Here is a 12,410-nt window from a genome sequence, read left to right as displayed (position 1 = left end):
AAACCGATTCGTATATTTTTTGGCAGTAGCACACGGATAAGACCGAATCCTGAGCCTAAGTCGGACAGGCTCCTAGGGTCCGGCACCGGCATTCGATCGCTCTGCCCCCCAGCCCCAGCACCAGCGCCCGGTCCCGCGCCATGCGCATTCACTTCACAAAGATGCACGGCCTGGGTAATGACTTCGTCGTGCTCGACGGCGTGCGCCAGCGCATCGCCCTCACGCCCGCGCTGGTGGCGCAGCTCGCCGAGCGCCGGTTTGGCGTCGGCTGCGATCAGGTGCTGCTGGTGGAGCGCGCGCGGCTGCCGCAGACGGACTTCCACTACCGCATCTTCAATGCCGACGGCACCGAGGTGGAGCAGTGCGGCAACGGCGCCCGCTGCTTCGCCCGCTTCGTCCACGATACGGGCCTCACCGACAAAACCGAGATCCCCGTGGGCACCGCCGCCGGCCCCATCCTGCTCCGGCTGCGGCCGGACGGCCAGGTGAGCGTGGATATGGGGGTGCCCAGGCTCGCGCCGGCGGAGATCCCATTCATCGCCGCGCAGCAGGCGATCGCCTACACCCTGGAAGTGGACGACGGCCGCATGACCATCGGCGCCGTCTCCATGGGTAACCCCCATGCGGTGCTGCGGGTGGCCGATGTGGACCAGGCCCCCGTCACCCGGCTCGGACCCCGCATCGAGCACCATGCCCGCTTCCCGAACCGGACGAATGTGGGTTTTCTGCAAATCCAAGACCGCGGCCGGGGCCGTCTGCGAGTCTGGGAACGTGGTGCCGGCGAGACACTCGCCTGCGGTACCGGCGCCTGCGCAGCCGTGGTAGCGGGGCGTTTGTGGGATGCGCTCAACGCTGACGTTGCAGTCACGCTACCGGGTGGAACACTTGTGATACATTGGGACGGTGTGGGCGAGCCGGTGCAGATGACCGGGCCCGCGACTCACGTGTTCGACGGAGACATCGACCTATGAGCAGCCGCCCAAGATCCGGGGATTCATCGTCCCGTGAGCCGGTGCCGGGCGAGGCCCCCATGACGGCGGCGGCGGCGCCGGCTGCCGCCGACGACGATCAGGCCATCGCCGGCTACCTGCTGCAACATCCCGATTTCCTCACACGCCACCCGGACGTGCTGGCGCAACTGCAGGTCCCCCACGATGTCGACGGCGCCGTGTCGCTGATCGAGCATCAGGTGGCGGTGCTGCGCCAGCAACTGGCCAACGAGCGCAGTCGGCTCAACCACCTGCTGGCGCGGGCGCACGAGTACGACCGGCTCGCCGCCCGGCTGCACGAGCTCACGGTACAGCTCATCACCGTGCCCGACCTGGAGCGGGCCTGCGCGGCGCTGGATGCGGTGTTGCGTGAGCAGTTCAAGGCCGAAGCCGTGGCCATCAAGCTCTTCCCGGTGGACCCCGCGCAACGCGCCAGCGACCCGGTGCTGCAGGCCTTCGCAACATTCACCGACCGCGACCACTCCGTCTGCGGACCGCTGTCGCCGGGCCAGGCGCAGCCGCTGTTCGGCGCCGATGCGCAGAGGGTTCAGTCCGCGGCGCTGGTGCCCATGCGTGGCACCGCGCAGGGCGGCGTGCTGGCCATCGGCAGCCGCGACCCCAAACGCTTCACCGCCGACATGGGCACCGAGCTGCTGGATCGCCTGGGGGCCATCGCCGGCGCCAAGCTCACCGACCTGGCCCACCGCCGGGGTTAGCGCCGCCGCCAGCGCCATCGCCTGTCCATGCCAGAGCACACCGACACCGCCGCCCCCAACCGCGCCGCGGCCGCCACCGGCGACCCCTGGCTCGACGCCTTCCTGCACCACCTCGCGCACGAGCGCCGGCTCTCTCCGCACACGCTGCACAACTACCGGCGCGACCTCGTGCGCTTGCTCGCCTGGCGGGCCGAGCAGTCGCTGCCCGATTGGACCGCACTCAGCGACGGCCAGGTGCGCCGCTATGTGGCGGACCGCCACCGCGCAGGCCTGTCCGCGCGCACCCTGGCGCGGGAGCTCTCGGCGCTGCGCAGCCTGTTCGAATACCTGCTGCGCGAAGGTGCCGCGACGCACAATCCGGCGCGCACCGTCCGCCCGCCCAAGGCCAGGCGGCGGCTACCGAACACCTTCGACCCCGACCAGCTGGGCGCACTCATCGACGCCGGCCCGGATCAGGGCGGCGACACCGAGCCGCTCGGCCTGCGCGACACCGCCATGGTGGAGCTGCTCTACTCCTCCGGACTGCGGCTGGCGGAGCTCATCGGCGTCGACACCCGCGACATCGACCCCGCCGACGCCACACTCACCGTCCTCGGCAAGGGCGCCAGAACCCGCCGCGTGCCGGTGGGGCGGGCTGCGCTCGCCGCCATCGAGCGCTGGCTTGCGGTGCGCGGCCTCCTGGCGGCGCAGGACGAGCCGGCGCTCTTCGTGAGCGCCCGGGGCCGGCGCATCCACCCGCGCACCGTACAGCAGCGCCTGCGGCTGTGGGCCGAGCGCCGCGCCGCCACCCACAACCTGCATCCGCATCTGCTGCGCCACTCCTGCGCCAGCCACCTGTTAGAGTCCTCCGGTGACCTGCGCGCCGTGCAGGAGATGCTCGGCCACGCCGACATCAGCACCACGCAGATCTACACCCACCTCGACTTCCAGCACCTGGCCCAGGTCTACGACAACGCCCATCCGCGGGCGAAGCGCAAGCGCTGAGCGCGGCCGCCGCCGAGTCAATGACATGCCCGCCAAGCGCGTCGTCCTCTACAGCGCCGGCAACTGCCCACATTGCAAGCGTGCAAAGGCGTTCCTGCAGCGCCAGGGCATCGCCTACCGGGAGATGGACATCACCCGCAACCCCCGTGCCCGCAAAGCGCTGGAGCGCCTCGGCGCCCGCGGCGTCCCAACGCTGCTCATCGGCGACGCGCGCCTCGACGGCTTCGACGAGCAACGCTTCTGGCGTCTGTACGGCAAGGGCGGCGGCAGTGGCTAGGGGTGGTGCGCGCTCAACCCAATCGCTACCCGGAGCCCTCGCCCCGAGCCACCGCCGTCGCCCCAGGCGGGCGCCCGCGCGCATGACCTCGGGCAACGCTGGCCCTACTGCCGTCCGGGCCATCTCGGCGTACAATGGCGGATTTCGACCCGGGCCGTGACCCACGGCGGCCCGGAGCACCCCATGCCCGAGCACGACACAAGCGCAATGGAACAATTTCACGGCACGACCATCCTCGGTGTGCGCCGCAACGGCGCCGTGGTCATCGGCGGCGACGGCCAGGTCTCACTGGGGCAGACGGTCATGAAGGGCAACGCCCGCAAGGTACGCCGCCTCTACAAGGGGCAGGTGCTCGCCGGCTTCGCCGGCGCCACCGCCGACGCCTTCACGCTGTTCGAGCGCTTCGAGGGCAAGCTCGAGAAGCACCAGGGCAACCTCACCCGCGCCGCCGTGGAGCTGGCCAAAGACTGGCGCACCGATCGCATGCTGCGGCGCCTGGAGGCCATGCTCTGTGTCGCCGATCGCGACGCCTCCCTCATCATCAGCGGCACCGGCGATGTGCTGGAGCCCGAGTACGACCTCATGTCCATCGGCTCCGGCAGCGGCTTTGCGCAGGCGGCGGCCCGGGCGCTGCTGGAGCACACCGAACTGTCCGCCCGGCAGATCGTCGAGCAGGCCTTGGGCATCGCCGCCGACATCTGCATCTATACCAATCACAATTTGGTGCTGGAGGCGCTCGGCGCAGACTAGTGCCGTGCCGCCGGGCGCCGCCGATGCGGCCGTGACCCCCCAAGGGGTGGCGTCGCGTCGGCGCGCGACCATAACCGCAACCCCCGGTGATCAGCGCTCCGCCCTGCTGCAACCGCCGCCGCCCCCGCACCCACCCGCCCGCCGACGGCAGCACGCCGCACGGGCCCCGACCCCTCGCAGGCAGCCATGTCCGACATCACCCCCAAGCGCATCGTCGCCGAGCTCGACAAGCACATCATCGGCCAGGACGCCGCCAAGCGCGCCGTGGCCATCGCCCTGCGCAACCGCTGGCGGCGGGCGCAGATCCCCGAGCCCATGCGCTCGGAGATCACGCCCAAGAACATCCTCATGATCGGCCCCACCGGCGTCGGTAAGACCGAGATCGCCCGCCGGCTCGCGCGCCTTGCAGAGGCCCCGTTCATCAAGATCGAAGCCACCAAGTTCACCGAAGTGGGCTATGTCGGGCGCGATGTGGAGTCCATCGTGCGCGATCTGGCGGACATCGCCATCAAGATGGAGCGCGAGAAGGACATGGAGGCCAACGCCGGCAAGGCCGAGGCCGCCGCCGAAGAGCGCATCCTCGACGCCCTGCTGCCCAAGCCCTCGGGCTTCGAAGAAGACAGCCAAGGCGCCGGCGCCGGCGCCGGCACCCGGGAGAAATTCCGCACCCGGCTGCGCGCCGGCGAGCTGGACGAAAAAGAGATCGACGTCGAGGTGAGCATCAGCCTCGGCGTCGAGATCATGGCACCGCCCGGCATGGAAGAAATGACCAACCAGCTGCAGGGACTCTTCCAGAACCTCGGCAGCAACCGCACCAAACGCCGGCGCATGCGCATCGCCGACGCCCGCAAGGTGCTCAAGGACGAGGAAGCCGCCAAGCTGGTGAACGAAGAGGACATGAAGCAGCGGGCGCTCAGAAATGTGGAGAACAACGGCATCGTCTTCCTGGACGAGCTGGACAAGGTCACCCGCCGGGCGGAGACCGTCGGCGGCGGCGACATCTCCCGCGAGGGGGTGCAGCGCGACCTGCTGCCGCTGGTGGAAGGCAGCACCGTCTCCACCAAGCACGGCGCCATCAAGACCGACCACATCCTGTTTATTGCCTCCGGCGCCTTCCAGCTCGCCAAGCCCTCGGACCTGATCCCCGAGCTGCAGGGCCGCCTGCCCATTCGTGTGGAGCTGGACGCCCTCACCACCGACGACTTCGTGCGCATCCTCACCGAGCCGGACGAGTCCCTCACCGACCAGTACGCGGCCCTGCTCGCCACCGAAGGCGTCAAGATCACCTTCGCCGACGACGGCATCCGCCGCCTGGCGGAGATCGCCTACCAGGTCAACGAGCACGCCGAGAACATCGGCGCCCGCCGCCTGCACACCGTCATGGAGCGCCTGCTGGAAGACATCTCCTTCAACGCCGCCGAGCTGGACCGCGTCACCGTCACCATCAACGCCGCCTATGTGGACCAGAACCTGGGCGAGCTGGCGGCGGACGAGGACTTGTCGCAGTACATCCTGTAGGCGGGTGCCGGGTACGCGGTGCCGGCCAGACGCCGCCAGGGCCACACGCCGCCGATGCCGCCGCCGACGCATCGGCCGACGTCCACGGGTGTCGCGCCACGCCGGTCCGCTGGCGTTGAAGCGGCGTTGCTTTCGGCCCATTTCATCGGCTGTTTGCGCACACCATTGTCCTAAGGAGTCAGCCCATGCCCACCCCCACCGAATTCAACCTGCACCGCAACTCCCGGGTGCTCGAGATCACCTTCGACGACGGCGCCCATTTCACCCTGCCCGTGGAGCTGCTGCGGGTGTACTCGCCCTCCGCCGAGGTGCAGGGCCACGGCCCGGGCCAGCGGGTGCTGCAAACGGGCAAGGAAGAGGTCAACATCGACCACATCGAACCGGTGGGCAACTACGCCGTCTGTCTGCACTTCGACGACGAGCACAACACCGGCATCTTCTCCTGGGAGTACCTCTACAGCCTGGGCAAGAATCAGGAAGGACTCTGGAAAGACTACCTGAGCGAGCTGGAAAAGGCCGGCTACCAGCGCAAGGTCCGCCCCAGCTGACGGGCGACGCCGCGGGCGGGCGCCCGGCCCCCAGCGTCTGCTGCCAAGCCCCGCGCCCGGCGCACGCGCCTATCGCCCGGCTCCCGGCACCCCGTAGAATAGGCCCTTTGATCGCCAAGGCACCCCACCCATGTCCGACGACAAGACGCATTTCGGCTACCAGGAAGTCCCGGTCGGGGAAAAGCAGGAGCGGGTGCGCGCGGTGTTCGACTCCGTCGCATCCCGCTACGACCTGATGAACGACCTGATGTCGCTGGGCATCCATCGGCTGTGGAAACGCCGCACCATCGAGATGGCGGGCGTGCGCCGGGGCCAGCGCGTGCTCGACCTCGCCGCCGGCACCGGCGACCTCGCCGAGCGCTTCTCGCGCATCGTCGGCGGCCAGGGCGAAGTGGTGATGTCCGACATCAATCAGGCCATGCTGGAGCAGGGCCGCCAGCGGCTGGTGGACTCGGGGCGGGTGGGCAACCTGGACTATGTGCAAGCCAACGCCGAAGCCCTGCCGTTCGCATCCGACAGCTTCGATTGCATCACCATCGGCTTCGGGCTGCGCAACGTCACCCACAAACAGCTGGCGCTCAACGAGATGTACCGGGTACTGCGCCCGGGCGGGCGCGCCCTCATCCTGGAATTCTCCCATCCCACCACCAAGCCCCTGGAGAAGGCCTACGATGCCTACTCCTTCGCGGTGCTGCCGGCCCTCGGACGCCTGGTCGCCGGCGACTCGGCGAGCTACCGCTACCTGGCCGAGTCCATCCGCATGCACCCCGACCAGGACACCCTGCTCGGGATGATGGAGCAGGCGGGCTTCGAGCGCGCCGGCTACGAGAACCACACCGGCGGCATCGTCGCCATCCACCGCGGCTACAAGCTATGACGGACGACGCCGACAACACCGCAGTGCGCAACGGCATCCAACTGCCCGATGCCCTGCTCGCCGCCGCCGAAGCCACCATTAACGCCGTGCTGGCGCTGGATGCGGAGGGGGCCGCGCGCCTCGCTGCCGTCCAGGGCCAGGTGCTGGAGGTGGTGCTCACCGGCTTCGGCACGCGCATCTATGTGCTGCCCGGCGAATCGCGCCTGTTCCTCTACGCCACCTACGACGCCGAGCCCGACTGCGTGGTGCACGCCAGCCCCGTGGCGCTGCTGGGCATGGTGACCTCAGCGCACCGCGAGGACGCCGTCTTCGCCGGTGCCATCCGCATCGACGGCGACAACCGCGTGGCGCAGACCCTGGGCGAGGTCTTTCAGGGTCTGGACATCGACTGGGAAGAGCTGCTCGCCAAGCGCCTCGGCGACACCCTGGCCCATGGGCTCATGGAACGGGTGCGCGCCGGCGAGCGCTGGGCCCGGCGCAGCGGCGACGTCAGCCGCGGAAATCTGCGCGAGTACCTGCAGGAAGAGGCCGCCGTGGTGCCGAGCCGCCAACAGCTGGATGCCTTCCTCGCCGCCGTGGACACCCTGCGCGACGACGTCGAGCGCCTCGCGGCGCGGGTGGAGCGCCTGGCGCAACAGCACCGGCGCTGACCGGCGGCCGCACGCCCGCCGCTCACGGCCGTCCATCATCGCCGCGGCGACCCGGCTGATCCGCCGCCGCGCCGCGCCCAAGCAGCCACCGCCGTTCGACCCCGCGCACAGGACCCATCCCCAGATCATGCTTCGCATCCCGCAGGCACTGCGCCTGTTGCACATCAACCTCGTGCTGCTCAAGCACGGCCTGGACGAAGTGGTCGTGTCCATCCCGCCGCTGCGGCCGCTGCGCTTGCTGGTGCGCCTGGCGCCCTGGAACTGGATCAAGCGCGACCTGCCGCCCTACCCCGTGCGCGTGCGCCTCGCGCTGGAGGAACTCGGGCCCATTTTCATCAAATTCGGCCAACTGCTCTCCACCCGCATCGATCTGCTGCCGCTGGACATGGCCGACGAGCTGGCCCGCCTGCAGGACCGGGTGCCGCCCTTCCCGGGCGCCGAGGCCCGGCGGCTCATCGAGCAGGCCTGGGGGCGGCCGGTGGAGTCGGTGCTCGATGCCTTCGAAGAAACACCGCTGGCCTCCGCCTCCATCGCCCAGGTCCACACCGGGCAGTTCAAGGACGGGCGGGAGGTCATCGTCAAGGTGCTCCGCCCCGGCATCGAGAAGATTATCCGCCGCGATGTCGACCTGCTGTACGCCTTCGCCGGCCTCGCCCAGCGCTACTGGCCGGACGGGCGGCGCCTGCGGCCGGTGGAAGTGGTGCGCGAGTACGAGAAGACCATCTTCGACGAGCTGAACCTGCAGCGCGAGGCGGCCAACGCCTCGCAGCTGCGGCGCAACTTCAAGCACAGCGAGGACCTCTACATCCCCGAGGTGTACTGGGACTGGACGCGGGCGAACGTGATGGTGATGGAGCGCATCTACGGCACGCCCGTCTCGCGCGTCGACGCGCTCGAGGCCCAGGGCATCAGCATGCGCCGGCTCGGCACCCGCGGCGTGGAGATCTTCTTCACCCAGGTGTTCCGCGACAACTTCTTCCACGCCGACATGCACCCGGGCAACATTTTCGTCGAGCCATCCGGGCGCTATATCTCGGTGGACTTCGGCATCGTCGGCACGCTGACGCGGGACGATCAGCGCTACCTGGCCGAAAACCTGCTGGCCTTCTTCCGCCGCGACTACCGCCGGGTCGCCGAGCTGCACCTGGAATCGGGCTGGGTGCCGCGGGGCACGCGGGTGGAAGAATTCGAATCCGCCATCCGCACCGTCTGCGAGCCCATTTTCGAAAAGCCCATCGCCGAGATCGGCTTCGGCAGCTTCCTGGTGAACCTGTTCCAGACCGCCCGGCGCTTCGACATGGAAATCCAGCCGCAGCTGGTGCTGCTGGAGAAGACACTGATCCACATCGAGGGCCTGGGCCGCCAGCTCTACCCACAGCTGGACCTCTGGACCACCGCCAAGCCCTTCATGGAGCGCTGGATGCGCGAGCAGATCGGCGCCCGCCGGCTGCTGGAGCGCACCGCTTACAACTGGCCGGCGCTGGCGGAGCGGCTGCCGGAGATACCGGTGGCGCTCACCCGCATCATCGACCAGCTGGAAGCCCAGGCGGCCGTCTACCCCGAAGGCGCCACCGGCGACCTCAAGGCCATCCGCCGCAACCTGGGCGACAACAACCGCCGCCTGCTGGCCACCTTCGGCGCCCTCGGTCTCGCCGGCTTCGCCAGCGCCATCCTGCTGTTCGGCGAGCCCTGGGCAGAGCTGCCCTGGCTGCTGCCCGCCGCCGCCGGCGCCATGCTGCTGATGAGCTTTGCGCTGTTCTGGCGCTCACTGTTCGCCGGCGGCCGCTAGCGCCCGGCACGTCTGGCCGGCGCCGCGGGCATGTGCGGGAAGTCCCAGCGCATGACGAAGTACTGGTTGCGCAGCGGTGTCGGTTCCCGCCCCACCGTCATCCACCGGCGCATGCGCCGCAGTCACGACACCTTTTTGTGGTTATCGCCGCGCATGATCCGGGCTTGAACAGCCCGCCGGCGCTCGCGGCTCACATTGTTGGCAACAGCGGCGGCCTGTAGCATCCGGTGGTAAATTCCCGTGATACCCCTGCGCTGCGCAAGATGACCCATCCCGAACCGACTGAACCCGGCAAGCACATCGCCGTCACCGACAGCATCGTCCTCGGCAACGATCTGCCCTTCGTCCTGCAAGCCGGCCCCTGCCAGATCGAATCCCGCGAGCATGCGCTGATGCTGGCCCAGGCGGTCTCCGCCATCTGCGCGTCGCTTGGCATTGGGTATATCTTCAAGGCCTCCTTCGACAAGGCCAACCGCTCCAGCCTGTCCGGCCGCCGCGGCGTCGGCCTGGCGCAGGGCCTCGCCATCCTCGCCGACATCCGCGACACCGTCGGCTGCCCGGTGCTCACGGACGTGCACACCGAGGCCCAGTGCCGGCCCGTCGCCGAAGTGGTGGACATGCTGCAGATCCCGGCCTTTCTGTGTCGGCAGACGGACTTCGTGGTCGCCGTGGGCGAGGCCGCCGCGGCGTTCGGCCGCACCGTCAACGTCAAAAAAGGGCAGTTCCTGGCGCCCTGGGACATGGCCAACGTGGTGGCCAAGCTGGAATCCACCGGCTGCACCCAGCTGGCCCTGGTCGAGCGCGGCGTCACTTTCGGCTACGGCAACCTCGTGGTAGACCCGCGCAGCCTCTATGAGATGGCCAAGACCGGCTATCCGGTGATCATGGACGCCACCCACGCCGTGCAGATGCCCGGGGCGCTCGGCAACGCCTCCGGCGGTAAGCGCGAATACGTGCCCGTCATCGCCCGGGCAGCGGTGGGTGTGGGTGTCGCCGGCCTCTTTATGGAAGTGCACGACGACCCGGATCACGCCGCCAGTGACGGCCCGAATTCCATCCGGCTGGATACGCTGCAGGACCTGCTGATGACGCTGCTGGCGCTGGACAGGGCGCGTAAGCAGCCCAGCTTGCCGCACTAGGCGAATGCGCCCCCATACGGCACCAATGCGCCAGCCACGGACTGCGCCAGCGGCTAGGCCCGCGGCTGGGCCCGCAGCGACTGCGCCAGCCGCTCGATCTCATCCCGGAGGTGGTGTCGGGGTACAAAGCCCAGTTCCGCCGCGATGCGTGCGTTGCTGAACCACGCATCCCCCGTCAGCTTTCGCAGGCTCACCGTATTCAGTGGCGCAGCGCGGTTGCTCAGGCGCTCGACGGCGTCACCCAGTCGCGCGCCCGCGCGCAGGGTCCAAAGGGGTACGGTCCAGCGTGGCACATCACGTCCCAATGCTTGGCAAGCCGTCTCGAACAGCCAGCGGGTGGAATGGGCGTCGCCGTCAGTCACAAAGTACAGGCGGCCCGCCGCCTGTGGGTGGGTGCCCGCAAGCCGCAATGCCGCAACCACATCGTCCACATGCACGGCCGAGCGCCGGTTGTATTGGCGCGGCCAGGGCGGAAAGCGCCGTCGGCGCACGGCCGCCACCAAGCGCTCGATATTGCCCGCCCCCGGCAGGCCGTAGACCATGGGCACGCGCAGTACGCAGGTATGCACCCGCTGCGGCCGCGCCGTCCCAAACGCCAGCACGGCCCGCTCGGCCGCGAGCTTGGCCTGGCCGTAGCGCGTCTCGGGCGCACAGGGCACGGTCTCATCCAGCGCCGCGCGAGCCCCAACCGGGCCGGCGCCCACGGCCATTACACTGCTCAAATAGATCAGCCGCGAAACACCAGTGGCAGCCGCCGCCGTCAGCAGGTGCCGTGTCCCCTCGGCACTCACCGCCCAATGGGCCGGCTGCCCGTAGAGATCTTTGGCACCGACCGGCGGTTGATGGCTCGCCAGATGGAACACCACCTCCACGCCGGCCAACGCCGGCCCCAGGCTCGCCGGCACGGTCACGTCCCCCGGCCGCACCCGCACCGCATCCACCGGCCACAGCGCCCGCGCCTTGTCCGGGTTGCGCGTCAGTACCGATACCCGTGCGGCCTCCGCCAGCAGCGCCGTCACCAGGCGACGACCAACCGCGCCGGTGGCACCGGTCACCAGCACGCTGACGCCCGCCAGGGGCAACGCCGCCGCGCCGTGCGCAGGACTCATCGATACCCGCCCAACAACCGCCGCAGGGCCACGCCGCCCGCCGCCAGCGCGAAGTGTACCCAGATGCCCACCACAACCATGGCATTGAACACCCAGTGATGGGATTCACGCTGGAACTTATGGTAGAAGCGCGCCATGCCCCGGTGCTTGTGCCACGCGACCCGCAACGGTGCAGCGTGGCTGCACGCCCCCTGGTGATGCACGGCATGCACCTGCGGCAATAGGTAGATCAGCCAGCCGTGGCGGCGAAAGCGCACGAACCAGTCCAGATCTTCGCAGTGCAAAAAATACCCCTCGTCCAGCGGCCCGACCGCCTCCAGCGCCGCGCGGCGCACCAACATCAGCGATCCGGAAATGGCCTCCACCACCACTGGAGTGTCGGGGAGCGGCTGGTCTGTCAGGTCCAGGCGGTACCCCGCCGTCAGCCGCGGCCACAGCCGGTGCAAGTGCAGTAAGCGCACCAGCCCGATCCAGGGATCCGGGATACGCCGCCGGCTCGCCCGCTGCTCACTGCCATCGGCATTGCGTATCACACAGCCCGCCATACCCGCCGCTGGCGTGGCCTCCATGAACGCGAGCATCTGCGCCAAGGTGCCCGGTGCAATCACACAATCCGGATTCAGAAACAGCATGTAAGGCGCCGTCGTCAGCGCCAGGGCCCGATTATTGCCCGCCGCGAATCCTAAGTTGGCGCCGTTGGGCAGCACCCGTACGCGGTCATCGCCCCCCGTGCGCGCCCGCAGTTCTTCCAGGCTGGCATCCGTGCTGGCGTTGTCGCTCACAACCACTTCCACGCGCACGCCGCTCGCGAGCACCGCCGCCACCGCATCCGCCAGCAGCGCACCGGCGTTGTAATTCACCACCACCACGGCGAGCCGAGGCTCGCCCGGCGTCGCATCATCCGCTTTATCCATAGGCCAATGCATCAATAAAAATGGGGTCGGACCCTGAGGTATCCCCACAAATCCGCCCCGGGTCGTTCACTCGGCGAGTAGCGCATCATGGTCCCTCGCGACCCATTGATCCAGCGGCCCGATGGCATCGACCAACTCGGCCATGGTGGT

General features: G+C 69.1%; 13 protein-coding genes. 11 read left to right on the top strand and 2 right to left on the bottom strand.

What is annotated here, in order from left to right:
- Positions 1-140 precede the first annotated feature (140 nt).
- The 11 genes from dapF (at position 141) to kdsA (ending at position 10,237) form a co-directional block, all read left to right on the top strand.
- Entirely contained in the window at positions 141-971 is an 831-nt protein-coding gene (gene dapF, locus QZ588_RS16540) for a diaminopimelate epimerase (protein WP_295544042.1), read from the top strand.
- Entirely contained in the window at positions 968-1,705 is a 738-nt protein-coding gene (locus tag QZ588_RS16535; RefSeq protein WP_295544041.1) for a DUF484 family protein, read from the top strand. The genes dapF and QZ588_RS16535 overlap by 4 nt, the downstream gene beginning before the upstream one ends.
- A 27-nt stretch (positions 1,706-1,732) precedes the next feature.
- Positions 1,733-2,689 (top strand): tyrosine recombinase XerC, encoded by a 957-nt coding sequence (xerC, locus tag QZ588_RS16530; RefSeq protein ID WP_295544040.1) that lies wholly within the window; start codon positions 1,733-1,735, stop codon positions 2,687-2,689.
- A gap of 25 nt (positions 2,690-2,714) precedes the next feature.
- Positions 2,715-2,966: a glutaredoxin family protein gene (locus tag QZ588_RS16525; RefSeq protein WP_295544039.1), complete on the top strand. Its 252-nt coding sequence runs from the start codon at positions 2,715-2,717 to the stop codon at positions 2,964-2,966.
- 207 nt (positions 2,967-3,173) lie between these two features.
- On the top strand, positions 3,174-3,716 hold the full coding sequence (gene hslV / locus QZ588_RS16520; protein WP_295544043.1) for an ATP-dependent protease subunit HslV: 543 nt from the start codon (positions 3,174-3,176) through the stop codon (positions 3,714-3,716).
- A gap of 186 nt (positions 3,717-3,902) precedes the next feature.
- Positions 3,903-5,234 carry an ATP-dependent protease ATPase subunit HslU gene (gene hslU, locus QZ588_RS16515; protein WP_295544038.1) on the top strand — a complete coding sequence of 444 codons (1,332 nt, stop codon included), beginning with the start codon at positions 3,903-3,905 and terminating at the stop codon, positions 5,232-5,234.
- Between the two features lie 185 nt (positions 5,235-5,419).
- The gene (locus tag QZ588_RS16510; RefSeq protein ID WP_295544037.1) at positions 5,420-5,782 is read left to right on the top strand and encodes a DUF971 domain-containing protein; all 363 of its coding nucleotides are present in this window, start codon (positions 5,420-5,422) and stop codon (positions 5,780-5,782) included.
- A gap of 130 nt (positions 5,783-5,912) precedes the next feature.
- Positions 5,913-6,659, top strand: coding sequence for a bifunctional demethylmenaquinone methyltransferase/2-methoxy-6-polyprenyl-1,4-benzoquinol methylase UbiE (ubiE, locus tag QZ588_RS16505; RefSeq protein WP_295544036.1), 747 nt, complete (start codon positions 5,913-5,915; stop codon positions 6,657-6,659).
- Positions 6,656-7,309, top strand: coding sequence for an SCP2 sterol-binding domain-containing protein (locus tag QZ588_RS16500; RefSeq protein ID WP_295544035.1), 654 nt, complete (start codon positions 6,656-6,658; stop codon positions 7,307-7,309). The genes ubiE and QZ588_RS16500 overlap by 4 nt, the downstream gene beginning before the upstream one ends.
- Positions 7,310-7,436: 127 nt before the next feature.
- Positions 7,437-9,098 carry a ubiquinone biosynthesis regulatory protein kinase UbiB gene (gene ubiB / locus QZ588_RS16495; RefSeq protein WP_295544034.1) on the top strand — a complete coding sequence of 554 codons (1,662 nt, stop codon included), beginning with the start codon at positions 7,437-7,439 and terminating at the stop codon, positions 9,096-9,098.
- A 263-nt stretch (positions 9,099-9,361) separates the two neighbouring features.
- Positions 9,362-10,237, top strand: coding sequence for a 3-deoxy-8-phosphooctulonate synthase (kdsA, locus tag QZ588_RS16490; RefSeq protein WP_295544033.1), 876 nt, complete (start codon positions 9,362-9,364; stop codon positions 10,235-10,237).
- Between the two features lie 53 nt (positions 10,238-10,290).
- Here kdsA and QZ588_RS16485 read toward each other — a convergent pair whose 3' ends face one another.
- Positions 10,291-11,346, bottom strand: coding sequence for an NAD(P)-dependent oxidoreductase (locus tag QZ588_RS16485; RefSeq protein WP_295544032.1), 1,056 nt, complete (start codon positions 11,344-11,346; stop codon positions 10,291-10,293).
- Positions 11,343-12,260: a glycosyltransferase family 2 protein gene (locus QZ588_RS16480; RefSeq protein WP_295544031.1), complete on the bottom strand. Its 918-nt coding sequence runs from the start codon at positions 12,258-12,260 to the stop codon at positions 11,343-11,345. The genes QZ588_RS16485 and QZ588_RS16480 overlap by 4 nt, the downstream gene beginning before the upstream one ends.
- Positions 12,261-12,410 lie beyond the last annotated feature (150 nt).

The sequence above is a fragment of the uncultured Thiohalocapsa sp. genome, assembly GCF_913062725.1.
GTDB lineage: Bacteria > Pseudomonadota > Gammaproteobacteria > Chromatiales > Chromatiaceae > Thiohalocapsa.
The sequence above is the reverse complement of the archived record's forward strand: the minus strand, read 5'-3'. Positions and strand labels throughout refer to the sequence as shown.

What these genes read in the sequence shown, in the direction of transcription:
- dapF (WP_295544042.1), top strand. Translation starts at nt 141, where the DNA reads ATGCGCATTCACTTCACAAAGATGCACGGCCTGGGTAATGACTTCGTC.
- QZ588_RS16535 (WP_295544041.1), top strand. Translation starts at nt 968, where the DNA reads ATGAGCAGCCGCCCAAGATCCGGGGATTCATCGTCCCGTGAGCCGGTG.
- xerC (WP_295544040.1), top strand. Translation starts at nt 1,733, where the DNA reads ATGCCAGAGCACACCGACACCGCCGCCCCCAACCGCGCCGCGGCCGCC.
- QZ588_RS16525 (WP_295544039.1), top strand. Translation starts at nt 2,715, where the DNA reads ATGCCCGCCAAGCGCGTCGTCCTCTACAGCGCCGGCAACTGCCCACAT.
- hslV (WP_295544043.1), top strand. Translation starts at nt 3,174, where the DNA reads ATGGAACAATTTCACGGCACGACCATCCTCGGTGTGCGCCGCAACGGC.
- hslU (WP_295544038.1), top strand. Translation starts at nt 3,903, where the DNA reads ATGTCCGACATCACCCCCAAGCGCATCGTCGCCGAGCTCGACAAGCAC.
- QZ588_RS16510 (WP_295544037.1), top strand. Translation starts at nt 5,420, where the DNA reads ATGCCCACCCCCACCGAATTCAACCTGCACCGCAACTCCCGGGTGCTC.
- ubiE (WP_295544036.1), top strand. Translation starts at nt 5,913, where the DNA reads ATGTCCGACGACAAGACGCATTTCGGCTACCAGGAAGTCCCGGTCGGG.
- QZ588_RS16500 (WP_295544035.1), top strand. Translation starts at nt 6,656, where the DNA reads ATGACGGACGACGCCGACAACACCGCAGTGCGCAACGGCATCCAACTG.
- ubiB (WP_295544034.1), top strand. Translation starts at nt 7,437, where the DNA reads ATGCTTCGCATCCCGCAGGCACTGCGCCTGTTGCACATCAACCTCGTG.
- kdsA (WP_295544033.1), top strand. Translation starts at nt 9,362, where the DNA reads ATGACCCATCCCGAACCGACTGAACCCGGCAAGCACATCGCCGTCACC.
- QZ588_RS16485 (WP_295544032.1), bottom strand. Translation starts at nt 11,346, where the DNA reads ATGAGTCCTGCGCACGGCGCGGCGGCGTTGCCCCTGGCGGGCGTCAGC.
- QZ588_RS16480 (WP_295544031.1), bottom strand. Translation starts at nt 12,260, where the DNA reads ATGGATAAAGCGGATGATGCGACGCCGGGCGAGCCTCGGCTCGCCGTG.